Origin of the sequence: Apilactobacillus kunkeei DSM 12361 = ATCC 700308 (assembly GCF_001281265.1) — a bacterium.
Taxonomy (GTDB): Bacteria; Bacillota; Bacilli; order Lactobacillales; family Lactobacillaceae; genus Apilactobacillus; species Apilactobacillus kunkeei.
Genome location: NZ_JXDB01000007.1, coordinates 336457 through 359563, shown reverse-complemented (window position 1 = coordinate 359563; position 23107 = coordinate 336457). Strand labels below are relative to the sequence as shown.

The window sequence follows — 23107 nt, the reverse complement described above, 5'->3', positions numbered from 1 at the left end:
CCTGTTCCCATGCCGAACACAGAAGTTAAGCTTCTAAACGCCGATAGTAGTTGAGGGATCGCCCTCTGCAAGGGTAGGAAGTCGCCGCGCAATTATGGAGGATTAGCTCAGTTGGGAGAGCATCTGCCTTACAAGCAGGAGGTCACAGGTTCGAGCCCTGTATCCTCCATCCATACGAGCCGTTAGCTCAGCCGGTAGAGCATCTGACTTTTAATCAGAGGGTCGGCAGTTCGAACCTGCCACGGCTCATTAATTTAATATAATATGCCGACTTAGCTCAGCTGGCAGAGCACCTGTCTTGTAAACAGGGGGTCGGAGGTTCGAATCCTCTAGTCGGCATTATGCGGAAGTAGTTCAGTGGTAGAACATCACCTTGCCATGGTGGGGGTCGCGGGTTCGAATCCCGTCTTCCGCTTTGCCAATTCATTATATATGCCGGGGTGGCGGAATTGGCAGACGCACAGGACTTAAAATCCTGCGGTTAGTGATAACCGTACCGGTTCGATCCCGGTCCTCGGCACCATATGCACCCATAGCGCAACTGGATAGAGTGTCTGACTACGAATCAGAAGGTTGTAGGTTCGACTCCTACTGGGTGCATTTCTCGGGAAGTAGCTCAGCTTGGTAGAGCACCTGGTTTGGGACCAGGGGGTCGCAGGTTCGAATCCTGTCTTCCCGATAGAGTTTAATAACTCGTCTTATTAGTCACATATCGCGGTGTAGCTCAGCTGGCTAGAGCGTCCGGTTCATACCCGGGAGGTCGGGGGTTCGATCCCCTCTGCCGCGATTAGGTCTTGGACCTTTAGCTCAGTTGGTTAGAGCAGACGGCTCATAACCGTCCGGTCGTAGGTTCGAGTCCTACAAGGTCCATAGTGGACTTTGTTTCACTTTACATGGAGAATTACCCAAGTGGCTGAAGGGGGCGGTCTTGAAAACCGCTAGGTGGGTCAAACCACGCGAGAGTTCGAATCTCTCATTCTCCTTTATATTATCGCGGGATAGAGCAGTCTGGTAGCTCGTCGGGCTCATAACCCGGAGGTCGTTGGTTCAAATCCGGCTCCCGCAATTTTGGTTCGTTGGTCTAGTTGGTTTAGGACGCCTGCCTGTCACGCAGGAGGTCACGAGTTCGAGTCTCGTACGAACCGTTTATATGGCTCGGTAGCTCAGTTGGTAGAGCAACGGATTGAAGCTCCGTGTGTCGGCAGTTCGATTCTGTCCCGCGCCATTTAACTAAATATATGTTATACTTTATATTATGCGGGTATAGTTTAGTGGTAAAACCATAGCCTTCCAAGCTATTGTCGCGAGTTCGATTCTCGTTACCCGCTTTTATATGGGCCTATAGCTCAGTTGGTTTAGAGCGCACGCCTGATAAGCGTGAGGTCGGAGGTTCGAGTCCCCCTAGGCCCATTGGAGAAGTACTCAAGTGGCTGAAGAGGCGCCCCTGCTAAGGGTGTAGGTCGGGTTACCGGCGCGAGAGTTCGAATCTCTCCTTCTCCGTTAGTTTTTGACTGACCCGTTGGTCAAGTGGTTTAAGACACTGCCCTTTCACGGCAGTAACATGGGTTCGAATCCCGTACGGGTCATTAAAATATTTCTTTTATATAATTATCGCGGGATAGAGCAGTCTGGTAGCTCGTCGGGCTCATAACCCGGAGGTCGTTGGTTCAAATCCGGCTCCCGCAATTTTGGTTCGTTGGTCTAGTCGGTTTAGGACGCCTGCCTGTCACGCAGGAGGTCACGAGTTCGAGTCTCGTACGAACCGTAAATAAGATCGTCCTTAATGGATAATCTTTTTTTATTGTCATAATATTTATTATGACCCGTTGGTCAAGTGGTTTAAGACACTGCCCTTTCACGGCAGTAACATGGGTTCGAATCCCGTACGGGTCATCATTTATGGAGAATTACCCAAGTGGCTGAAGGGGGCGGTCTTGAAAACCGCTAGGTGGGTCAAACCACGCGAGAGTTCGAATCTCTCATTCTCCTTAACGTAGAAGACGAAGGATTGCATTAAGTTGCAATCCTTTTTATTTGACTTCTTTTGTCTACAATTGTAGACTATAAAATGTTAAATAAATGAGTGGGGTGATACATCTTTTGGAAAAGACTGATATTACGAAATCCGAATGGGAAGTAATGAGAATTGTTTGGACACTAAGAGAGACAACTAGTAGTCAGTTGACCGATATCCTATCCAAGAAAATGGACTGGAGTTCATCAACAATCAAGACATTATTATCCCGTTTATGTGATAAAGAATTCCTAGGAATTAAGAAAGATGGTAGAAAGAATATCTATTATTCTGCCATTAAGGAACAAGCAGCTTATGATATGTCTGTTAAGAGAGTATTTGAATCAATGTGTTGTATGCATTATGGAGAAACACTTCATGATGTTATCGAAAACATTGAGTTAAGTAAAAGTGATATCGATTCAATCATCGATGTTTTAAAGAAAAAGAGAGATACAGCACCAGAAGAGGTACATTGTAAGTGCTTGGAAGAATAATCTATTTGGAGATGAGATAAATGTGCGGAAAAAAGCATGATATGAATGACGAAGAAAAACACAACGGAGGAATGGCTTGCTGCAAACACCATGACCATAGCAATCCGGATCATAAGTGTGATATGCATCATGATGACATGAAGATGGATGGGCATTCCCATTCTGACCATGAAAATATGAGTTGTTGCAGCCATGGTGGGGAACATGACCATTCTCATGGAGACCATCATTGCGATATGAACCATATGGACCATGAACACATGCATCACGACATGAGTCACATGGATCATGATATGAACCACATGGATCACAGTCACATGGGCCACGATATGGGTAACATGAACATGAGTGGCATGGGCTGCGGTATGGACATGGGCCATGGTGGAATGGACCACGGTGGCATGGGGCACATGCATATGGGAAACTTAAAATTGAAGTTTTGGATTTCGTTGATTCTAACAATTCCAATTATTATCATGTCACCAATGATGGGAATGAAGATGCCTTTCCAAGTGACATTCCCTGGATCTGATTTTGTTGTTCTAGTATTAGGAACCATCCTATTTATTTACGGTGGTTACCCATTCTTCACTTCATGTATCAGTGAAATGAAGAGCAAGAAGCCAGGAATGATGTCATTAATCACAATGGGAATTTCAGTTGCTTATGTATACAGTGTTTACGCGGTGATTGCCAACGATATTCTAAAGGTGACACCAAAGGTAAATGATTTCTTCTGGGAATTATCAACACTGATTGTCATTATGTTATTAGGCCACTGGATTGAAATGAACTCAGTAATGAACGCTGGTTCTGCTTTAAACAAACTAGCTGAATTATTGCCTGACAATGCTCATTTATTTCAATCAGATGGACAAACTAAAGATGTATCAGTTCATGAATTATCTGAAGGACAAACCATCTTAATTAAATCAGGTGAAAAGGTGCCTGCTGATGGAACAATCATTGATGGTAGTACTGCTTTAAACGAATCATTAATTACTGGTGAATCAAGAGATGTACAAAAGGGCGTTGACGATTCTGTCATTGGTGGATCAATCAATGGTAGTGGAACTATCAAAGTTAAGATTACTGGTACAGGTGAAAGTGGATACTTATCAAAGGTTATGAACATGGTAAGTGAAGCCCAATCATCAAAATCAGAAGCAGAAGATTTAGCTAATAAAGTGGCTGGATACCTATTCTACGCAGCATTAATTGTTGCTTTAATTGCTTTTGTAACTTGGAGCATCTTGGATGGTGTTTCGTATGCAATTCCAATCACTGTCAGTGTATTAATCATTGCTTGTCCACATGCATTAGGTTTAGCCATTCCTTTAATCATTTCAAGAATGACATCAATTTCTGCTACTCATGGATTGTTGATTAGAAACAAGACTGCATTGGAAGGTATCAAACAAATTAGATACGCTTTAATGGATAAAACAGGTACTTTAACTCAAGGTGATTTCAAGGTTAATGCATACGATAGTTTAGATTCAAACATAGACAAGAAGGATGTAATTAAGATTGCTGCGGCTATCGAAGCATCCTCAAGTCATCCACTTGCTCAAGGAATCGTTCAAGCGTTCAAGGATTTAAACGAAGCACCACTTCAAGCAGAAAGCGTTGAAGAAATAGCTGGTTCAGGTATTAAGGGAACAGTTGATGGTAAGGAATACCAAGTTGTTTCAAGTTCATACCTAGACAAGAATGTTATTGATTACGATCAAAAGACTGCTGACAAGTATCTAGAACAAGGTAACTCATTGAGTTATGTTGTTGAAAACGGACATGTTGTTGGATACATTGCTGAAGGAGATTCAATCAAGCCTGGGGCAAAGGACATGATTGATTTCTTAAACGGTCAAAACATTATCCCAGTTATGCTAACCGGTGATAACCAACAAGCTGCTGATAAGGTAGCAAGCATTCTAGGAATTAAGGAAGTTAACGCCCAATTAGTTCCAGAAGACAAACAAAAACTAGTTACTAAGTACCAAGAAAAAGGTAAAGTTATGTTTATCGGTGATGGTGTTAATGATGCACCTAGTCTTACTAAGGCTGATTTAGGTGTTGCAATCGGTTCAGGTACTGACGTTGCCATTGAATCTGCAGACGTTGTCTTAGTAAACAGTGATCCAGCAGATGTGATTAATTTGGTTAAACTAGCAAAACACGCTCGTACTAAGATGATTCAAAATTTATGGTGGGGTGCTGGATACAACATTATCGCATTACCACTTGCAGCTGGAGCACTTTCTTCAATTGGTATTATCATTGGACCAATGTTAGGTGCCGTTATCATGTCACTAAGTACAGTGATTGTTGCAATTAATGCCATGACATTAAAAATTAAGTAAATAAAAAAAGCACTTGGATGAATTCCAAAGTGCTTTTTTATTATGCTCGTTTATAGTTTAAGGACATTTCTGCTAAGTTTAAAAAGTCATTTCTCTTCTTCCAATTATTGAAATCAAAGTAATCATGCCAAGTTGTCATTAAAACCGTTCTCTTACGGTTAACTGTTTCCTTTAAGATGACGAATGAAATCATGTTATCTAACTCAGCGTCATTATCCATCTTTTCGATGCTGGCATCAAAGATTTTTTGATCATCTTCTGATAGGTTGAAGTATGAATAATTTACGAATTCAAACTTTTCAGTAAAGTTGTGGTTCTTCAATACATTGAATGTAATTGGGTTTTTGAAAATATTATGGTTCCCGGAAAAATCGACGATTTGATACTGATCATCACCGTTTTTAAATAAACTTAATTTTACGTCAGGATGTTGTTTTCTGATTTTGTTTAAAATTTGATTGCTACCAAATGTCATGCTGATTTGATTTTCCATTTTTACGCCTCCAAGATGATAAAAAGATTTTACAAATCACACCTATATATTTACACTAAAGATAAATAAAAACAAGTAGAAGGTATGCAAAATGAAGGTTACTGTATTAGGATACTATGGCGGTTATCCAGATAACGGAATCGCCACAAGCGGATATTTAATTCAAACTGAAAAAATCAATCTATTATTGGACTGTGGAAGTGGGGTGCTATTGGAACTAGAAAAGCACTTAAACCCATACAATCTAGACGCGGTCTTATTATCTCACTACCACAGTGATCATATTGCCGACGTTGGTGTTTTACAACACTACTGGCAACTAGCACCTAATAAGCCCAAGGAAGGCCCTCTATCAATTTATGGCCACAATGAGGATGAAGAACACTTCAATGCTTTGAACTGGTTCGACGATACAGTTGCTAAACCATACAATGAAGATAATGTCATAAACTTAGGTGATTTAGAAATTACATTTAAGAAAACACAACATCCTGTTGTTACATTTGCGATTAAGATTAAAGATACAACAAAAAATCAAGTACTAGTTTACACAGGGGACACTAGATACTTTGAAGACTTAGCATCATTTTGTGAAGGTGCCGACTTATTGATGACGGATACTAATTTCTATGACGACAAGGAAGGCCAAAAGTGGCACATGACATCAAAAGAAACTGGTAAATTATCATTGGATGCTAAGGTTAAAAACGTTTTAATCAGTCATTTACCACAATACGGAGACTTGGATGATTTAAAGAAACAAACTGAATTGGCGACGAATAATTCGGTAAACGTGATTTTACCAAAAACAGGGATGGTAATTGATTTAAAAGACGTTAAATCATTGAACTAACGGTTGATAATAGGTTAAAATATAGTTATCAATTAGCGAACGTGAGAAGAGGTGTCGATAATGAGAATGGAAAAAATTAATTCTGGAACAATCAAAGTAACAATCACTAATCAAGAATTAGATGAACGCGGAATTGATTTATTATCACTTTTAGGTGATGAAGATGGCATTGAATCTTTCTTATACTCAATCTTGGACGAAATCGATGTAGATGATGAATTCAAGAGTACGGGGGCAGTATCTTTCCAAGTATTGCCAAACAGTACAGGGTTAGACATGTTTATTAAGAATAAGAATGTTTTTGATAACCAAAACCAAATCAATAATAATGATGACCAAGTAGAAGATGATAACGTCGACGACGAAATTGAAGACGACGAAAACGACAATGAAACTTATGATGGGGCTGGTTCTGAAATGTTTACCGATACTGGTGAAGACAGAACCGACGAACAAAGAGCACAACTACCCAGTATGGGTCACTTTAAGGACTATACTGATACAAAGAGTTTGTATTCTTTGATTCGTGCCAAGGAAATGCTTGGTAAACTCCTAGACTTCAAGAGCGAAGATCACAAGTATGATGACAAAACAAAGGAATTCATTGATAACATTCAATTGAACCTTTCAACTATGATTGATGCGCTTGAAAGAAGCGATGATTACGCCCATTACAAGCTAATGATGATTGCGACAATCAACCAAGCTAGAAGTGAACGTCAAGACTTGGATTCAACAAGCAAACGTTCAAATAGTGACCCATTCAAGGATATGGTTAAAAATGCTAATCAACCAAGCTTAGGCCACTTTAATCCACAACTTGAAAAGTGGGAAATGATTCTAAAGGTTAGCGACTTCGACAACGTTGTTAAACTAGCCGATGCAATTCATGGCATTCAAGATGTTGATTCAACATTATACAAGGTTGGTTCATTTTACGTGGTTCAATTGACAACCACTAGAACTGAAAATGAAGTCGACTTCAAGCACTTTACTAGTGCTGTAAGCGAAGCAGTTGAATATGGTAATCAAATCAACGTTGTAGATTTTAAGCATTACAACGACAAGAAAGTAATCATGGATCATTCCGCAATGACCCAAGTGAATAAATACTTTGGCTAATAAAAAGACTGGCGAATATGCCAGTCTTTTTTCGTATTTAGTTTATTGGGTGATGAAAATGTTAATGGCATCTGATAAAGAACAGTTAGTCAGCGCGAGTGCAGCTAAGGATAATCAAAAGTACTACTGTCCAATCTGTAAAGAAGAATTAATTTTAAAACGCGGCAATATTAACGCACCACATTTTGCGCACTTTAAGAACAGTCAGTGTGTGATTGCGATGGAAGATGGCGAGAGTAATGAACACTTAATTGGCAAAGAACAACTATTAAATTTCATTGATAAAAGAAACACACATGTGGAAAAGTATTTATCCGAAATTAATCAACGTCCCGATTTGATGTATCAAAAACTAGCGTTTGAGTTTCAATGCAGTCCGATTTCGCGGAAACGATTGGCAGAACGCATCGCTGGATACCATAAACTACATATGAAATCACTATGGATATTGGGGAGTAACTACAGAAAAAGATTTGGCAGCGATAGTGTGAATAAGTTTTATTACTATATCGATTCCATTGGCTTTACCATCTTTTTCTGGCTGGTAAATGAACGTAAAATTGAGATGCGCTACAATTGTCAGTATGTGGGTGGAAAAATAAGATACCAGCGAATCACGTTTGCCCGATTGGATGAATTATTGAGGTTTATTCACAATCCGGGCACCATTGTTAAGTATAAGAGCAGTATGCACGACGTGATTAGTCAGTTGACCAGGATTGAAAACCAGCTTTTTTATCGGAACAAACAGATGTTAAAATGGCAAAACGTTTGTTATAACCAGCATCATAATATGTCCGGATCACCGATTATTTGTGATATCAAACAGGTGACAAGTCCAATCATGGGGAAGAACTTCTTGATATGGAAAATATTAATTGTGGCTAGTATCAAGGAACGGGTGAAATTAAGGGATGTGTTTAAGTTTGCCAATCAAATGGTGGGATTACAAACGAATTATCCACTTGTGCATAACGCCACTCAATATATTAAAGATGAGTTTAAACTGTTGATAATGCAGTTGATAACTAAACGAAAAATTCAAATTAAGAATGGCAGGGTCCATATAATTGACGAAATTAAGTGGTTTGACGACTACTATCAAAAATTAAATGAGCTAAGTACGCAAAATAACACTATTTTTTGATAAGATGGAGATAGTATATTTCAAAAGGCGGTGTTTTTATGAGTGAAGTACAACAATTACCAAAGAGATCAGAAGTACCAGAAAAATTAACCTGGGATTTAACAACTATTTATAAGACAGACGATGATTTTGAAGCGGATTTCAAAGAATGCGCCAAAGAAGTTGAAGCTGTCGAAAAGTTAAAGACTGATCATTTTGATGCCAAAACACTTTTAAGTGACTTAAAAGCAATCGAAAAACTAGAACGTAAAGTTGAAAAATTATATGTATACTCATCATTGAAGAGTGATGCTGATACATCAAATTCAGAATATCAAAGCATGAATGCTAGATGTGCCGATTTAGCATCTAAAGCATCATCAGCACTAGCATGGTTTGAACCAGCAGTTTTAAACATTAGTGAAGATGACCTAAAGAAGATGCTATCTGAAGAATCAGAATTAGCAGATTACACACACTACTTTGACGAACTATTCAGTCAAAAGGACCATATTCTAGATGCTGAACACGAAAAAATTCTATCAAGTTTAGGTAACATCTTCGATACTCCTTCAAACGTATATGGTGTAATGACCAATTCCGACTTGAAGTTCCCGGTCGTATCAGACGAAGATGGTAACAAGGTCGAACTATCAAACGGTGTTTACAGTAAGTTACTTGAATCCACAGACAGAAGTGTTCGTAAGGAAGCATTCCAACAGTTATACACAGTTTATAACCAATTCAAGAACACATTAGCATCAACACTTTCTGGTGAAGTGAAGGTTCATAACTTTAGAGCTTCAATGCGTCACTTTACCTCAGCTAAGGAAGCTGCATTGAGCAATAACCACATCGATAAAAAGGTATACCAACAACTAATTGATACTGTTAATAAGTATCTACCTTTGCTACATCGTTACGTTAATCTAAGAAAGAAATTACTTTCATTAGACGAAATGCACATGTATGACTTATACACACCATTATTTGGTAACTCACCAATCTCATACAACTTTGATGAAGCCAAGGAAGAATCAATCAAGGCATTATCAATCCTTGGGGATGATTACATTGATCATATCAAGGAAGAATTTAACAATCGTTGGATTGATGTAGTTGAAAATAAGGGAAAGAGAAGTGGGGCATACTCATCAGGTGTATATGACACTAACCCATATATTCTTTTAAACTGGCAAGATAACCTTGATAACTTGTTTACACTGGTTCACGAATCAGGTCACAGTATGCACAGTTACTACACAACCCATAATCAACCATTCCAATATGGTGATTATTCAATCTTCTTAGCCGAAATCGCATCAACCACTAACGAAAATATCTTAACCGATTATCTTTTGAAGAATACCGATGATGTTGAAGTTAAGAAGTACGTATTAAATCACTTCCTAGATGGTTTCAAAGGAACTATTTTCAGACAAACTCAATTTGCTGAATTTGAAGACTTTGCCCACCAACAAGAACAAGCTGGTAACCCACTAACAGCTAAGATGTTAAGTGATTTTTACTACGAGCTAAACCAACGCTATTACGGTGACGGAGTGGTATCAGATCCAGAAATTGCATATGAATGGGCTAGAATTCCGCACTTCTACATGAATTACTATGTATATCAATACGCAACTGGTTTTGCTGCCGCGATTGATTTATCAGATGGCATTTGTGCCCACGACCAAGAAGCGATTGATAAATACATCGGATACCTAAAATCAGGTAGTTCTGATTATCCATTAAACGTAATGAAAAAAGCTGGTATCGACATGACCAATGCCGACTACCTAGAAAATGCATTTAAGGTCTTTGAAGAAAGATTAAACGAATTAGAATCATTAATTTAATAACAAAAAAACTTCCAACTTTTTGTTGGAAGCTTTTTTTATTTTAGAACACGAAGGTGTTTCATTTTAGTTTCTTTTAGACTGCTTTCACTTAACGCATCCTTTAAGTATTCGGGAGTTAAGTTCTTATCACAGCAGGCATTGAATAATGTTGAGTATTCAATGTCATCAGTTAAAATACCATCATCGTTTCCTTCACAGTTGAAGATAACAGCTGAGGCTGGTTTTTCAATCTTCATGTTTTGGACCAAATCTTGGTCTTTTTTGATTGATTTCTTAGCAAGGTTTGAACGACGATCTTCCTTAAACATTTCAACATCTAGACCGCATTTCTCGGCAAGTGCAATTGCCATTTCATCTGAGTAGATGTAACCTTCAGTCAATAGTTTATCCTGAATCGCTGTTAAGAACTTACGTCCTTTTTTCATACCTTGGAATAAGGCAGCCTTATAATCTAAGACAACGTTTCTGTATAAGGCAGAAAGTTCTTCAGAAGATAATCGCTTTTTTAGTTGATTGTTTGAGTTGCAGAAGTCGGTTTGGACAACCTTTAGATTGTAAATCGGAATGAACTGCAACTTAAATTTTGAATCAACGTCTTCAGAAATCTGTAAAACGGTATTTTCTGAATTCCTGCATGCTTTACACAATGGATCTATAAACAGAAATAGTTCAAACACTTTTATCCCTCCATTAAGATTTTTGTTTCGTTCTATAAATTCCATTAAATAGAATACCAAATACACCGGTAAATACAACCATTTTGCTCATAAACAGTAAAAAATTGTTTGCTTTTTTACTTCTTGAATAGTGTGGTAAAATAGTGTAGTAAATTAGGTTTAACAAGGAGGTTAGCCTAGTGATAAAAAACTGGAGTGACTTTTTATTCCCATACGAACAAGCCGTAGGTGAATTAAAGGTCAAATTAAGAGGAATTCGTAAAGAATTCATTCAATCGGATAAAAGAAGTCCGATTGAGTTTGTTACTGGTCGAGTGAAACCAATCGACAGTATTAAAGAAAAAATGAAACGCCGCTATGTATCAGAAGATCGTTTATCTCAAGATATGGAAGATATTGCGGGCCTTAGAATTATGTGTCCTTTTGTTGATGACATTTATGTTGTTGTCGACATTCTTAGAAGAAGAAGCGATATTAATATCTTGGAAGAACGTGACTATGTTAATCGTGAAAAAGCTAGTGGATATCGTTCATACCATATTGTTTTTGAGTATCCAATCGAATTAGTCGGTGGAGAAAAGAAAATTTTAGCCGAAATTCAGGTAAGAACACTTGCCATGAATTTCTGGGCAACAGTAGAACATTCCCTAAATTACAAATACAATGGTGAATTCCCAGAAGGATTGAAGAAACGTCTTCAACAATCTGCGGAAACAGCATTCAAGTTGGATGAAGGGATGTCTGAAATCAGAGATGAGTTAATTGAAACTCAAGAAGATGGAACCAAAAATGAACATAATAGGGATGAATAGTTATGAAGGTTGCAATTTATAGTAACGACGGATTTACATCCAAAAAGGTTGCTACACAATTAAAAGAAAAAATTGATGCGTCTGAAAAACTTGAATACGATGGATTAAATCCGCAAATTGTGATTTCTGTTGGAGGAGACGGAACACTTTTGTCAGCTTTTCATCATTATCGCGATGCAATTAGCAAGATTCGATTTGTCGGAATCCATACGGGCCACCTTGGTTTTTACACCGACTGGCGTGACTACGAAGTAAAAGAACTAGTTGACAGTTTGGAAGACGATAATGGTCAAAGCGTTAGCTATCCATTGCTATCAATCAAGGTTCAATACACCGATGGTGGACCAGACGATAGTTTCGTTGCGTTAAATGAATCCACCCTAAAACGCATTAACGGAACAATGGTTACTGATATTTACATCAAGGATGAATTTTTTGAAAAGTTTAGAGGGGATGGACTTTGCGTTTCCACACCAACCGGTTCTACCGCTTATAACAAGTCAGTTGGTGGGGCAATCATCAACCCTCAACTAAACGCAATTCAAGTATCAGAAATGGCATCAATCAATAACCGTGTCTTTAGAACATTGGGTTCACCTGTAATTGTGCCACCTGATGAAACAATCACAATCGTTCCTGATTCACCCAAGCACAACATTTTAACATGTGACCAGTTATTGATTTCTGATCGTCCAATTAAATCAATTTCATATTCCATCTGCAACGATAGAATTTACTTCGCCCAATATCGTCATACCCATTTCTGGAAACGTGTAAGTAATTCATTTATCGGAGTTCATGAGGATGACTAGTTTCACCTGGTCCAATCAACAGGACAGTCCCATCCGATTAAGAACATTCTTACGCCAAAATGGTATTTCGCGCACACTATTGAAACAGATTAAATTCGAAGGTGGCAAAATTGTAGTCAACGGTGTTGAAGAGAAGGTCAATTACATGTTGGCACAGGGCGACGAGGTGACGATTACTTTACCACCTGAACCAGCCAACGACATCATTGCGGTATCAAATCTACCAATCAACATTTTGTATGAAGATGATCACTTTTTGATTGTTGATAAACCAGCTCATGTGGCATGTCTACCATCCCATCTATATAAAAATGATACAATTGCTAATCGAGTGAAGGGATACTTCCTAAGACAAGATTACGATAATCAAAAGATTCATATCGTGAATCGATTAGACATGGACACCAGTGGGATTATCATTTTTGCCAAGCACCACTTTGCACATTCGGTATTGGATAAGCAAATGCAACACCATCAAATTGAAAAGATGTATTTCGCAATTGTGGAAAATCCATTGAATGACAAACATCTAGAAATCAATCTACCGATTGATCGACAACCTGGTTCGTTTATTAAAAGATGTGTGATAGAGGGTGGAAAACCTTCCAAGACGGAGGCATGGGTGGAAAAAAACACACCTAGTCACTCATTGGTTAAGATTAAGCTGCATTCCGGTCGAACCCATCAAATCAGGGTTCACTTTGAAGCAATTGGTCATCCACTAATTGGTGATTGGCTTTACAATCCAGACAACAATGAGTTGGATCGTCAGGCATTACACTGCTATAAAATGAAATTTTATAATCCGTTTATACAACAAGACGTAGTCTGTGAATCAAAAATTCCTACAGATATGTCATCAATTATTCAAGGCTTCTAATATCTTGATATTAGGGGCTTTTTTTAGTTCCTGTAAATGAAGGCTTTACGAATATGATATACTTATATATTGAATTGGATAAGGATGATTTAAATATGAAAAAAATCGAAATTGCAAAGCAATTTTTAAAACAAAATATCGATTTATTTAGATGCCCAGTATGTAAAGAATCATTTATTAACCAAGTTGATAATTCAATCGTTTGTCCTAACAACCACTCATTGGATATTTCCAAAAAGGGAACCATTCAATTTATTAACCATAAGGTGAATACAGAATATGATGGGAATATGTTAGAATCTAGACGAAGGATTATGCAGGCTGGTTTCTTCGATGGGATTTTACAAAAGATTAATGAACTAATCGATGCCGGGCATAAGAACATCGTTGACATCGGTAGTGGAGAAGGAACACCACTAAAACGTTTGGAAGACTTAAGAAAAAACGTGGATAGTGCGATTGGCTTTGATATTTCTAAACCAGGGGTCAATCTATCAACCAGTGAATTAAGCGACCAAATGTTTTTCTGTATTGCTGATTTGGCGAACCTTCCATTTAATGATCAAAGCATTGATATTATTATGGATTTATTTTCACCATCAGCTTACAAGGAATTCAATCGAATCATTGCACCTAAGGGTCACTTGATTAAGATTGTGCCAAACTCACGTTACCTATTTGAATTGCGTCAAAAACTTTATGGTAATGATAGCGAAAACAGTAGCTATGATAACCAAAAGGTTGTCGATCTATTTATGGAGCATTATCCAAATGCGAAGAAATACGATGTGAAATACACCGTTGAGTTACCTAAGGAGTTAACTCACGATTTAATGATTATGACACCACTTCATTGGGGCCATAATGCGAAAGATTTAACACAAGCAGAAGTTGAATCATTAACATCAATCACAGTTGATGTATCAATATTAGATAATCAGTTTTAAAGCGAGGAAAAATTATGACTAACCATATTGTTTTATTTGAACCATTAATGCCAGCCAACACTGGTAACATTGCTAGAACATGTGCCGGTACCGACACTGTTTTGGATTTAATCAAACCACTAGGATTTTCAGTTGATGACAAGCATCTAAAAAGAGCTGGATTAGACTACTGGGACAAGGTTGATATCAACTATCACGAAAGCTTACCAGCATTCATGAACACTTTAGGCGAAAAGGACAAACTTTACCTAGTATCTAAGTTTGCTAACCACGACTACACAGATCGTGATTACACGGACGATGACTTCAACTACTACTTCATGTTTGGTAAGGAAACCACTGGATTACCTGAAATGTTCATGCGTGATAATGAAGAAAAGGCAATCAGAATTCCACAAGATGACACTCACATTCGTGCATTGAACCTATCAAATACATGTGCCATCGTTATTTACGAAGCGTTAAGACAACAATCATTTCCAAATCTTGAAAGAACACACAAGTACGAATACGACAAACTAAAATAAATGATAAGGGGTAATCAATTTGGCAAAGAGAAAAACAAGCGCGCGTAAAAAGAAAAAAACAACCACCAATGCCAAATTATTTAATATCGATAGCAAGTATCAAAATCATATTATTGGATTTATTATGATTTTGGTCAGTGCATTCAGTCTCTTTAAATTGGGCTTTTTAGGAATCACTTTCGATAATATCGTTAGATTCTTTATCGGAGATAGTAGTCCATTTGGATTATTGATTGCACTAGTTGTCGGGTTTATCTACCTAATTAAAGGACCTAAGCTTCAATACAATAAGCGTTGGATAATTGGTGGAACCATCTTTTACCTTGGTTTAACACTGTTCTTATCAGCATTATTGTTTTCAAACAGTAGCGACAATGCCTTTATATCAAAGACACTATCTTTAATTAGCCAGGATTTCATTCACCTAACCGATGCTTCATCAATTGGTGGTGGAATGATTGGGGCATGCTTATTAGTAGTATTTGATTTCTTAGTTTCAATTCTGGGATCAGAAATCCTATCAATTATTATGATGATTGTCGGATTAATCGTATTCTTTAACGTTCCAATGAATAAAGTCATGGATAACGTTAGAAAATACTCCGAAGAATCATCACAAAAGATTGGTTCTGCAATTGAAGAACGTAAGCAACGCCACTTAGAAGAAAGACAAGATAATCAAGATGATGAAGAACAAGTCGAAGACGTTAATCCAATGTCTAGGGTTCAAAGAAGAAAGAACCCAGCTTCTGTTGAAGAAAAGCCTAAGATTAAGCTTTCAGGTTGGATGGATAACGAACCTGAAAAACCAGAGGTAAAGAGTAAGCCAGAAGCTAACTTGGATCGTTCAGACTTTAAGTCAGCAGACGACTACAATCAAGATACCAGAAACAAACCAAAGCTATCTGAAATTATCAACGGACACACCGAAAATGATAGTAAGGGAATCGATATTAAGGATATTGATGATTCCAACTATCAATTGCCACCGATTGGCTTGTTATCCGATGTGGCTAGAAGTGACCAAAAAGATGAGTTTAAAAACATCGACCATAATACAACCGTATTGAAGAAGACATTGAACAGTTTTGGTGTTGACGCCGAAATTAAAAATGTTAACTTGGGACCTTCAGTTACTGAATATGAATTACATCCAGCAATCGGCGTTAAGGTTAGCAAGATTGTTAACCTAGCAGACGACTTGGCCTTGGCATTAGCAGCTAAGGACATTCGTATTGAAGCACCAATTCCTGGTAAATCATTAATCGGGATTGAAGTACCAAATAAGAAGGTCGCGATGGTGTCATTTAAGGATGTTGTCAAAACATCACAACAATCCAAGCATGGATTATTGACAGTGCCATTGGGAAGAAACGTTAGTGGGGATGTTATTACAACCGACCTAACTAAGTTGCCTCATCTATTAATCGCTGGTTCAACTGGTAGTGGTAAGTCCGTTGCCATCAACGGAATCATTACTAGCATTTTAATGAATGCTAAACCTAGCGAAGTTAAGATGATGCTAATTGATCCTAAGAAGGTTGAACTAGGAATTTACAACGGGATTCCACACTTGCTATCACCAGTTGTTTCAGAACCTAAGAAGGCTGCAAGAGCCCTTAACAAGGTTGTTGCGGAAATGGAACACAGATATGACTTGTTTGCTAAGCATAATCAAAGAAAGATTAGTACGTTTAATGAATATTTAAAAGGGATGACCGAAGAAGAACGTGGCGATTTAAAACCACTTCCATACATCGTAGTTGTTGTTGATGAATTGGCTGACTTGATGATGACTGTTTCAAATGACGTCGAAGGTGCCATCATTAGATTGGCACAAATGGGACGTGCTGCCGGAATTCACATGATTTTGGCAACTCAACGTCCATCAGTTGATGTTATTACCGGTCTAATTAAGTCTAACGTGCCATCTAGAATTGCTTTTGCCGTTTCAAGTGGGATTGATTCTAGAACTATCCTAGATACTAATGGTGCTGAAAAATTATTAGGTCGTGGGGACATGTTATATCTACCAATTGATAAGAATAAGCCAAGCCGTGTGCAAGGTGCATTTATATCTGATCAAGATGTTGAAAATGTGGTAGATTATATTAAAGAACAACAACCTGCCGAATATGACGACGATATGATTGTTACGGATGAAGAAATCAAGGTCGACGAAGAAAACGAAGATCAAGACGACTTATTCGATGACGCACTAGCCTTTGTTGTAAAAGAACAAAAGGCAAGTACATCATTACTACAACGTAACTTTAGAATCGGTTATAATCGCGCAGCTAGAATTATTGATGACTTAGAACAACGTGGTTACATTGGCCCTCAGGAAGGAAGTAAACCAAGAGAGGTTTATAAACAACCTGATAATGACTAAAAAAATGGAACCCATCATTTTGATAGGTTCCATTTTTTATTAGTTTTCAAATAGTTGGAAGGCAGCACCTAGTACTAAACCACCAACAGTTGAGATAATCATTAACCAGACAAAAATCATGGTAATGATTTGAAATCTAGATTTCTTTTTCTTAGCCATTATTAACACCACTTTCCGCAATTAATAATATATTTTAAAGTTTACAGTTCATCAGCGAATAATGCAAACTAATTCATATTGAGGTGATTGTTATTTCTCCGTTTGGATTTTTGACCATGGTATTAGTTCAGGTGGTATTTTTATTCTTATTTTCATTACTGTTCAATATCGTCAAAAAAATTATTAGCAAACTTTATAAGATTTCGATTAGAGCGAGTGATTTCTTTCCAATTATCATGAGTTATGATATCTACCAATTATCATTGGATAAACACGATCAATCTTTCTTACCATATGTATGGTTAGGACTTGTTATAATTGGGATTATCTACGCAATCTACTACTTGTTCACACGTAGTAATGCCAAAGTGGGGATTTTTTACAAATTCTTGTGGAGATTTTCAGTAATTTACTTTTTTGTGGTCTGGCCCTCCACCATTTTGATAATTGCCGCCAAAACGCTTTAAAACCTTGAGCTACCAATGTTGGTAGCTCTTTTTTTATTGTCTAAAATTAGTGGATTTTAATCTAAATGTGGTGAAAATTAGTACATATTGGAAGAAATTTAATAATAAGGTGGTACGAAGTGGTGGATAGTGGTAAAATCAAGGTAATATAAATTGGAAGGAGTGAAGAAGCGTGTTAATGGGTGAATATGAACATTCAATAGATTCAAAAGGGCGCTTGATCATTCCTTCCAAGATTAGATCAGAAATAGGTGCGAACTTCATCATCACACGTGGACTTGATGGATGTTTATTCGGATATCCTATGGATGAATGGAAAAAGGTTCAAGAAAAGATTAATCAACTTCCTGTAAGCAAGAAGTCAGCAAGATACTTTTCACGTTTTCTATTCTCAGCCGCCGACGAAAGTAAGGTTGATAGCCAAGGAAGAATTAACATTCCAGATACTTTGATTGATTACGCGGGTATCGAAAAGAAATGTGTGATTGTGGGGGTTTCCACAAGAATTGAAATCTGGAGCAAGGAAAAGTGGGACGAATTCTCAGCAACTGCTGGTGAAGAGTTCGACGACATTGCTGAAGACTTAATTGATTTTTAGAAAAGAAGGTGACTAATTATGACGGAATTTCATCATGAAACTGTACTACTTAAAGAAGCAGTTGACGGATTAAATATTAAACCCGATGGCATTTACATCGACTGTACCCTTGGTGGGGGAGGCCACAGTGCCCGAATTTTGTCACAATTAACATCTGGTCATCTTTATTCATTCGATCAAGATGAAGTGGCAATCGAATATAACAAAACTAATCTCAAGCAATACATAGATGAGGATAAGGTTACCTTTGTTAGAAGCAACTTTAGATACATTCAAGAAGAAATGAATAAATTAGGAATTCAATTTGTTGATGGAATTCTGTATGACTTAGGAGTTTCATCTCCACAGTTTGATGACGCAAGTAGAGGCTTTAGTTATCAACACGATGCACGATTAGATATGCGAATGGATCAGAGAAATCCATTAGACGCATGGAAAATCGTCAACGAATGGCCATACGAAAAATTAGTGAAGATTTTCTTCCGTTATGGAGAAGAAAAATTTTCTAAGCAAGTTGCACGAGCGATTGAAAGGAACCGAGAAAACCATTCAATCGACACAACAGAACAACTTGTTGATGTGATTAAGGAAGGAATTCCAGCCGCGGCTAGACGTCACGGTGGTCATCCTGCCAAGAAAGTCTTTCAGGCATTGAGAATTGCGGTGAACGACGAACTAGGTGCTTTGGAAGAATCATTGGAAAAAGCAATCGATTTAATTGATGTGAACGGAAGAGTAAGCGTCATTACTTTCCAATCATTAGAAGATCGATTGGTTAAGACAATGTTTAAGGAAAAGACCACGATTGAAGATTTACCAAGTGGTTTACCAATCATTCCAGACGCCATGAAACCTGACTACAAATTAATTAATAGGAAACCAATACTACCGAGTGATGACGAATTGAGAGATAATCATCGTTCACATAGTGCAAAATTGAGAGTTATTGAGAGAATTAATAAATAATAGAGAGAAGAGTTAATCTGATGGCACAAAATAATCTAGCTAATAGCGTATACGCTACCCCTGGTTATTACTCCGCAGGGGAACAACAAAAACAACAAAATCCAGAAGTAAAATCAAATGTAAGACTTGGATTGTCAAAATTTGAAAAAACTGTTGTAATATTAGGATGTTCACTTGTATTCTTTTTGATGGTTGGACTAGTTGGTGAAAAGATCTCACTAGGTAACCACGCCACAGAACTTCAAGTAACAACTAATTTATTAGGCAAGGTTAAAGATGATAACAGTACACTAAAGCAAGAAGTAAGTGAACTTCAAAGCGGAAATCGTCTACAAAAAATTGCTAAACAAGCCGATTTATCTTTGTCCAATAAAAACGTAAGGAATGTTAGCAAATGAATAAATTAAATAATCGGAACAAACAAAAAAAACGCCGAGAAAACCGTAGCCGCTATGGACAATTTTTACTATTGCTATGTCTAGGCGTTTTTTTGTGTATGGTATTGAGATTTACATATGTATCAGTATTTAAAAACGTTGGTGGATACAACTTAAGCGAAATGGCAAAGAGTTTGTACACTCAAAGCAACGTTATTTCTGCTAAACGTGGAACTATTTATGATGCAAACGGACAACCTCTTGCCGAAGACACTAACGTTTATACAATGTATGCCATCTTGAATAAGAAACAAGTTGGTTTAGATAACAAGCCAATGTACATCACTGATAAGGAAAAAGCTGCCAAAGCCATTTCTTCAGTGTTATCAATTTCATATAAACAAGCATTAAAGGATCTAAATCCTAGTACCAATGCATTCCAAGTTGAATTTGGTTCAGCCGGTACTAACATTTCATTAACTCAAAAACAAAAACTGGATTCATACCATATTTCTGGTTTGAATTTCTTACAACAACCATCAAGACTATATCCAAATGGTGTCTTTGCTTCTCACATCATTGGATATGCGTCTGCTAACTCAAACTCTAGTGATAGCAAGGTATCACTAACTGGTCAAATGGGAATCGAAAAGGTATATAACGAACTATTGACTGGTAAGAATGGATACAAGACCACTCAACTAAACAATGCAGGTGTGGAAGTTGATAACGGTGAAAGTGTTAATAAGCCTGCCAAGAATGGTGACGACGTCTACACTACTTTAGACTACCGACTTCAATCTTTACTAGAAACTGAAATGACCAGTGTTTACAACCAAGTTCATCCAAAGACAATGAATGCCGTTTTGATGAATGCTAAAACTGGTGACATTTTAGCTGCTACTCAACGTCCTACATTTAACGCTACTACCAAGCAGGGACTAAGTAGTATCTGGCGTAACACATTAATCCAAGATTCATACGAACCTGGTTCAACAATGAAAATTTTCACTGTTGCATCATCAATTAATAGTGGTCACTATAACGGAAACGCCACATATCATTCTGGTAAATACCTAGTTGATGGTAAGGTTGTTCCTGACTGGAATACAAACGGTTGGGGTAACATTACTTACAACAAAGGTTTCGCATTATCAAGTAACGTTGCCATGGCCCATCTTGAACAACAAATGGGTGCTAAGACTTGGCGCAACTACATGAACCGTTTCCAATTCTTTACTTCAACTAACTTAGGCTTCCCTGGAGAAGAAACAGGAAGCGTTCAATTTAACTACCCAATCGAACAAGCTAATACAGCGTTTGGACAAGGTATCCAAGTTAATGCAATGCAAATGATGAGAGCATTAACTTCAATCGCTAACGGTGGTACAATGTTACAACCAAGACTTGTTACAAAGATTGTGGATCCAAAGACCAAGAAGGTCATTAAATCATATCCAAAGAAGGTAGTTGGTCATCCAATTACCGCAAATACAGCAAAACAAGTTATTCAACATATGGAAGATGTTGTTTATAAATCATATGGTATTGGTGGAGCATACAAGATTCCAGGTTACAAGATTGCCGCAAAGACTGGTACTGCCCAAGTCAGTGATGGTAAGTCTGGATACGAATCTGGTGATGATAGTTACCTATACTCAGTTGCCGGAATTGCACCAGCAAATAATCCAAAATACATCTTATATATAACGATGAAACAACCTCATTTAACTGGAACTAAGACAGCCTCACAACTAATGGCTGAAATCTTTAACCCAGTGATGAGATTGGCATTGGAAGAAAACGTAAATGCTGAAAGCGAAAATAGTCTAAAGGTTCCAAGTATTACTGGTAAGTCTACTAGTGAAGCTAAGGCAGCACTAAAAGATGCTGGTTTGAAATATGCAATTATTGGTGACGGGGATAAAGTATTAGATCAATCAATTGATGCCAACGAAAAAGTTTCAAAGAATCGAATGGTAATTGTTCAAACCAACGGCAGTAAGACGATGGCTAACCTAAAGGGCTGGTCTAGATATGATGTTGCGACATACTGTCGAATGGCAGGTATTGATGCCGAACTTGACGGTGATGGATTTGCCTATAAGCAATCCGTCAAACCAGGGGAAAGTCTAGATGGTGGAACCAAGGTAACCATAAAATTTAAATAGGGGATTGAAATCAGGATGTTTATGAATATTGTTTTACCAATCATAATTAGTTTTTTAATTACATTAATCTTTATGCCATCTCTAATTGGCTACTTCAGAAGAAAGCATGAAGGCCAAATGATTAGAGAAGAAGGACCAAAGTGGCATGAAAAGAAATCAGGAACACCTACAATGGGTGGTCTTCTTTTCATCATTGCAATCATTATTGCGTCACTAATTAGTGGTGGGGTTGCTCACATGATGAACCCAACACTACTAATCCTATTGTTCATCCTAGTATTGTACGGATTATTAGGAATGTGGGACGATAGTATCAAGCTGTTTAGACGTCAAAATGAAGGTCTAAAAGCATGGCAAAAACTAGCGGGTCAAATCGTGGGTGGACTAATCTTTACTTTCGTTTATGCACACCACTTTCCACTAGCACTAAAGATTCCATTTATGGGTGATTTACACCTTGGTTGGTTCTACGCAATTTTCATTATCTTCTACCTAACTGGTTTCTCAAACGCAGTTAACTTAACTGATGGTTTAGATGGTCTAGTTAGTGGATTATCAATCATTGCCTTCCTAGCTTATGCAGTTGTTGCATTAGTTCAACATCAAATGGATGTTGCTATTTTCTGTTTAGCAGTAGTTGGTTCACTATGTGCATTTATGGTATTCAACCACAAGCCAGCTAAGATTTTCATGGGAGACATGGGATCATTAGCACTTGGTGGTTCTTTAGCTGCCGTATCAATTCTGGTTCATCATGAACTTTCATTAATTTGGATTGGTTTCATGTTTGTATTGGAAACATTGAGTGTAATGATTCAAGTTACATCATTTAAACTTACTGGTAAGAGAGTGTTCTTAATGTCACCAATCCATCACCATTTTGAAATGCTAGGTTGGTCAGAATGGAAGATTGATATTGTCTTCTGGTCTGTAGGTACTATATTGGCAATTACCGGAGTTTTATCAATTATTTTATAATAATATTTTTGGGA

Annotated in this window: 21 protein-coding genes, 21 tRNA genes and 1 rRNA gene; 40 read left to right on the top strand and 3 right to left on the bottom strand. The window is 37.6% G+C overall.

The genetic code is table 11. The features are described 5' to 3' along the window. The 24 genes from rrf to RZ79_RS04560 all read left to right on the top strand — a co-directional run. Positions 1-90 (top strand): 5S ribosomal RNA (gene rrf / locus RZ79_RS04675); the annotation flags it as partial. A 6-nt stretch (positions 91-96) separates the two neighbouring features. Next, a tRNA-Val gene (locus RZ79_RS04670) sits at positions 97-169 on the top strand. 7 nt (positions 170-176) lie between these two features. Then, a tRNA-Lys gene (locus RZ79_RS04665) sits at positions 177-249 on the top strand. A gap of 17 nt (positions 250-266) precedes the next feature. Next, positions 267-339: transfer RNA gene (locus RZ79_RS04660), tRNA-Thr, on the top strand. Between the two features lie 4 nt (positions 340-343). Further along, positions 344-415 (top strand) — tRNA-Gly (locus tag RZ79_RS04655). A gap of 19 nt (positions 416-434) precedes the next feature. Next, positions 435-523: transfer RNA gene (locus RZ79_RS04650), tRNA-Leu, on the top strand. A 3-nt stretch (positions 524-526) separates the two neighbouring features. After that, positions 527-600 (top strand) — tRNA-Arg (locus tag RZ79_RS04645). Positions 601-605: 5 nt separating this feature from the next. After that, a tRNA-Pro gene (locus RZ79_RS04640) sits at positions 606-679 on the top strand. Positions 680-713: 34 nt separating this feature from the next. After that, positions 714-787: transfer RNA gene (locus RZ79_RS04635), tRNA-Met, on the top strand. A gap of 9 nt (positions 788-796) precedes the next feature. Then, positions 797-870: transfer RNA gene (locus RZ79_RS04630), tRNA-Ile, on the top strand. A gap of 25 nt (positions 871-895) precedes the next feature. Continuing rightward, positions 896-983: transfer RNA gene (locus RZ79_RS04625), tRNA-Ser, on the top strand. Between the two features lie 9 nt (positions 984-992). Next, positions 993-1066 (top strand) — tRNA-Met (locus RZ79_RS04620). Between the two features lie 4 nt (positions 1067-1070). Next, positions 1071-1145 (top strand) — tRNA-Asp (locus RZ79_RS04615). A 7-nt stretch (positions 1146-1152) separates the two neighbouring features. Further along, a tRNA-Phe gene (locus tag RZ79_RS04610) sits at positions 1153-1225 on the top strand. A 32-nt stretch (positions 1226-1257) separates the two neighbouring features. Further along, positions 1258-1328 (top strand) — tRNA-Gly (locus RZ79_RS04605). Between the two features lie 7 nt (positions 1329-1335). Next, a tRNA-Ile gene (locus RZ79_RS04600) sits at positions 1336-1410 on the top strand. A 2-nt stretch (positions 1411-1412) separates the two neighbouring features. Next, positions 1413-1500 (top strand) — tRNA-Ser (locus tag RZ79_RS04595). Between the two features lie 13 nt (positions 1501-1513). Then, positions 1514-1586: transfer RNA gene (locus tag RZ79_RS04590), tRNA-Glu, on the top strand. Positions 1587-1612: 26 nt separating this feature from the next. Continuing rightward, positions 1613-1686, top strand: a tRNA-Met gene (locus RZ79_RS04585). 4 nt (positions 1687-1690) lie between these two features. Continuing rightward, a tRNA-Asp gene (locus RZ79_RS04580) sits at positions 1691-1765 on the top strand. A gap of 55 nt (positions 1766-1820) precedes the next feature. Next, a tRNA-Glu gene (locus RZ79_RS04575) sits at positions 1821-1893 on the top strand. A gap of 8 nt (positions 1894-1901) precedes the next feature. Continuing rightward, positions 1902-1989 (top strand) — tRNA-Ser (locus tag RZ79_RS04570). Positions 1990-2100: 111 nt separating this feature from the next. Beyond that, positions 2101-2511, top strand: a complete 411-nt coding sequence (locus RZ79_RS04565; protein ID WP_053795654.1) for a CopY/TcrY family copper transport repressor — start codon at positions 2101-2103, stop codon at positions 2509-2511. 245 nt (positions 2512-2756) lie between these two features. Then, complete coding sequence (locus tag RZ79_RS04560; RefSeq protein ID WP_054450264.1) at positions 2757-4874, top strand: heavy metal translocating P-type ATPase; 2118 nt, start codon at positions 2757-2759, stop codon at positions 4872-4874. Between the two features lie 40 nt (positions 4875-4914). On the opposite strand, the gene RZ79_RS04555 is transcribed toward RZ79_RS04560, so the two are convergent. After that, positions 4915-5367 carry a hypothetical protein gene (locus tag RZ79_RS04555; RefSeq protein WP_054450251.1) on the bottom strand — a complete coding sequence of 151 codons (453 nt, stop codon included), beginning with the start codon at positions 5365-5367 and terminating at the stop codon, positions 4915-4917. 91 nt (positions 5368-5458) lie between these two features. Here RZ79_RS04555 and RZ79_RS04550 point away from each other — a divergent pair, with 91 nt between their 5' ends. Genes RZ79_RS04550 through pepF form a run of 4 tightly spaced genes read left to right on the top strand, consistent with a single transcriptional unit; the run spans position 5459 to position 10327 of the window. Then, positions 5459-6220 (top strand): MBL fold metallo-hydrolase, encoded by a 762-nt coding sequence (locus RZ79_RS04550; RefSeq protein WP_054450249.1) that lies wholly within the window; start codon positions 5459-5461, stop codon positions 6218-6220. Positions 6221-6280: 60 nt separating this feature from the next. Next, complete coding sequence (locus RZ79_RS04545; RefSeq protein WP_054450246.1) at positions 6281-7342, top strand: adaptor protein MecA; 1062 nt, start codon at positions 6281-6283, stop codon at positions 7340-7342. After that, entirely contained in the window at positions 7335-8489 is a 1155-nt protein-coding gene (locus tag RZ79_RS04540) for a competence protein CoiA (protein ID WP_054450244.1), read from the top strand. Before RZ79_RS04545 ends, RZ79_RS04540 begins: the two co-directional genes overlap by 8 nt. Before the next feature lie 38 nt (positions 8490-8527). Then, a complete protein-coding gene (pepF, locus tag RZ79_RS04535; RefSeq protein ID WP_054450242.1) occupies positions 8528-10327 on the top strand; it encodes an oligoendopeptidase F in 1800 nt (599 codons plus the stop codon). A gap of 38 nt (positions 10328-10365) precedes the next feature. On the opposite strand, the gene RZ79_RS04530 is transcribed toward pepF, so the two are convergent. Continuing rightward, positions 10366-11007 carry a DsbA family protein gene (locus RZ79_RS04530; protein ID WP_054450240.1) on the bottom strand — a complete coding sequence of 214 codons (642 nt, stop codon included), beginning with the start codon at positions 11005-11007 and terminating at the stop codon, positions 10366-10368. A 179-nt stretch (positions 11008-11186) separates the two neighbouring features. On the opposite strand from RZ79_RS04530, the gene yjbM reads away from it, so the two are divergent. The 6 genes from yjbM to RZ79_RS04500 all read left to right on the top strand — a co-directional run bounded on the left by yjbM (position 11187) and on the right by RZ79_RS04500 (position 17377). Continuing rightward, positions 11187-11819 carry a GTP diphosphokinase gene (gene yjbM / locus RZ79_RS04525; RefSeq protein ID WP_054450239.1) on the top strand — a complete coding sequence of 211 codons (633 nt, stop codon included), beginning with the start codon at positions 11187-11189 and terminating at the stop codon, positions 11817-11819. Positions 11820-11821: 2 nt separating this feature from the next. Beyond that, a complete protein-coding gene (locus tag RZ79_RS04520; RefSeq protein ID WP_053795646.1) occupies positions 11822-12631 on the top strand; it encodes an NAD kinase in 810 nt (269 codons plus the stop codon). After that, positions 12624-13511 carry an RluA family pseudouridine synthase gene (locus RZ79_RS04515; protein ID WP_054450237.1) on the top strand — a complete coding sequence of 296 codons (888 nt, stop codon included), beginning with the start codon at positions 12624-12626 and terminating at the stop codon, positions 13509-13511. The genes RZ79_RS04520 and RZ79_RS04515 overlap by 8 nt, the downstream gene beginning before the upstream one ends. Positions 13512-13606: 95 nt before the next feature. After that, complete coding sequence (locus tag RZ79_RS04510) at positions 13607-14458, top strand: methyltransferase domain-containing protein (RefSeq protein ID WP_054450235.1); 852 nt, start codon at positions 13607-13609, stop codon at positions 14456-14458. Positions 14459-14472: 14 nt separating this feature from the next. After that, on the top strand, positions 14473-14985 hold the full coding sequence (locus RZ79_RS04505; protein ID WP_053795643.1) for a tRNA (cytidine(34)-2'-O)-methyltransferase: 513 nt from the start codon (positions 14473-14475) through the stop codon (positions 14983-14985). Between the two features lie 19 nt (positions 14986-15004). Beyond that, entirely contained in the window at positions 15005-17377 is a 2373-nt protein-coding gene (locus tag RZ79_RS04500; RefSeq protein WP_054450233.1) for a DNA translocase FtsK, read from the top strand. A 39-nt stretch (positions 17378-17416) separates the two neighbouring features. Here the strand turns inward: RZ79_RS04500 and RZ79_RS07170 are convergent, their stop codons facing one another. Further along, a complete protein-coding gene (locus RZ79_RS07170; protein ID WP_080695541.1) occupies positions 17417-17536 on the bottom strand; it encodes a DUF4044 domain-containing protein in 120 nt (39 codons plus the stop codon). 116 nt (positions 17537-17652) lie between these two features. Here RZ79_RS07170 and RZ79_RS07350 point away from each other — a divergent pair, with 116 nt between their 5' ends. From RZ79_RS07350 to mraY, 6 genes are all read left to right on the top strand, one after another. Continuing rightward, the gene (locus RZ79_RS07350; RefSeq protein WP_080997459.1) at positions 17653-18003 is read left to right on the top strand and encodes a DUF3397 family protein; all 351 of its coding nucleotides are present in this window, start codon (positions 17653-17655) and stop codon (positions 18001-18003) included. Between the two features lie 172 nt (positions 18004-18175). After that, entirely contained in the window at positions 18176-18601 is a 426-nt protein-coding gene (gene mraZ, locus RZ79_RS04495) for a division/cell wall cluster transcriptional repressor MraZ (protein WP_054450231.1), read from the top strand. Positions 18602-18619: 18 nt separating this feature from the next. Further along, positions 18620-19567 (top strand): 16S rRNA (cytosine(1402)-N(4))-methyltransferase RsmH, encoded by a 948-nt coding sequence (gene rsmH, locus RZ79_RS04490; protein ID WP_054450229.1) that lies wholly within the window; start codon positions 18620-18622, stop codon positions 19565-19567. Between the two features lie 20 nt (positions 19568-19587). After that, entirely contained in the window at positions 19588-19965 is a 378-nt protein-coding gene (locus RZ79_RS04485) for a hypothetical protein (RefSeq protein ID WP_034531801.1), read from the top strand. Continuing rightward, on the top strand, positions 19962-22115 hold the full coding sequence (locus RZ79_RS04480; protein ID WP_054450227.1) for a penicillin-binding transpeptidase domain-containing protein: 2154 nt from the start codon (positions 19962-19964) through the stop codon (positions 22113-22115). Before RZ79_RS04485 ends, RZ79_RS04480 begins: the two co-directional genes overlap by 4 nt. A 21-nt stretch (positions 22116-22136) precedes the next feature. Then, positions 22137-23093 carry a phospho-N-acetylmuramoyl-pentapeptide-transferase gene (gene mraY, locus RZ79_RS04475; protein ID WP_053796012.1) on the top strand — a complete coding sequence of 319 codons (957 nt, stop codon included), beginning with the start codon at positions 22137-22139 and terminating at the stop codon, positions 23091-23093. Positions 23094-23107 lie beyond the last annotated feature (14 nt).

What these genes read in the sequence shown, in the direction of transcription:
- RZ79_RS04560 (WP_054450264.1), top strand. Translation starts at nt 2,757, where the DNA reads ATGGACCATGAACACATGCATCACGACATGAGTCACATGGATCATGAT.
- RZ79_RS04555 (WP_054450251.1), bottom strand. Translation starts at nt 5,367, where the DNA reads ATGGAAAATCAAATCAGCATGACATTTGGTAGCAATCAAATTTTAAAC.
- RZ79_RS04550 (WP_054450249.1), top strand. Translation starts at nt 5,459, where the DNA reads ATGAAGGTTACTGTATTAGGATACTATGGCGGTTATCCAGATAACGGA.
- RZ79_RS04545 (WP_054450246.1), top strand. Translation starts at nt 6,281, where the DNA reads ATGAGAATGGAAAAAATTAATTCTGGAACAATCAAAGTAACAATCACT.
- pepF (WP_054450242.1), top strand. Translation starts at nt 8,528, where the DNA reads ATGAGTGAAGTACAACAATTACCAAAGAGATCAGAAGTACCAGAAAAA.
- RZ79_RS04520 (WP_053795646.1), top strand. Translation starts at nt 11,822, where the DNA reads ATGAAGGTTGCAATTTATAGTAACGACGGATTTACATCCAAAAAGGTT.
- RZ79_RS04515 (WP_054450237.1), top strand. Translation starts at nt 12,624, where the DNA reads ATGACTAGTTTCACCTGGTCCAATCAACAGGACAGTCCCATCCGATTA.
- RZ79_RS04510 (WP_054450235.1), top strand. Translation starts at nt 13,607, where the DNA reads ATGAAAAAAATCGAAATTGCAAAGCAATTTTTAAAACAAAATATCGAT.
- RZ79_RS04505 (WP_053795643.1), top strand. Translation starts at nt 14,473, where the DNA reads ATGACTAACCATATTGTTTTATTTGAACCATTAATGCCAGCCAACACT.
- RZ79_RS07170 (WP_080695541.1), bottom strand. Translation starts at nt 17,536, where the DNA reads ATGGCTAAGAAAAAGAAATCTAGATTTCAAATCATTACCATGATTTTT.
- RZ79_RS07350 (WP_080997459.1), top strand. Translation starts at nt 17,653, where the DNA reads ATGGTATTAGTTCAGGTGGTATTTTTATTCTTATTTTCATTACTGTTC.
- rsmH (WP_054450229.1), top strand. Translation starts at nt 18,620, where the DNA reads ATGACGGAATTTCATCATGAAACTGTACTACTTAAAGAAGCAGTTGAC.
- RZ79_RS04485 (WP_034531801.1), top strand. Translation starts at nt 19,588, where the DNA reads ATGGCACAAAATAATCTAGCTAATAGCGTATACGCTACCCCTGGTTAT.
- RZ79_RS04480 (WP_054450227.1), top strand. Translation starts at nt 19,962, where the DNA reads ATGAATAAATTAAATAATCGGAACAAACAAAAAAAACGCCGAGAAAAC.
- mraY (WP_053796012.1), top strand. Translation starts at nt 22,137, where the DNA reads ATGAATATTGTTTTACCAATCATAATTAGTTTTTTAATTACATTAATC.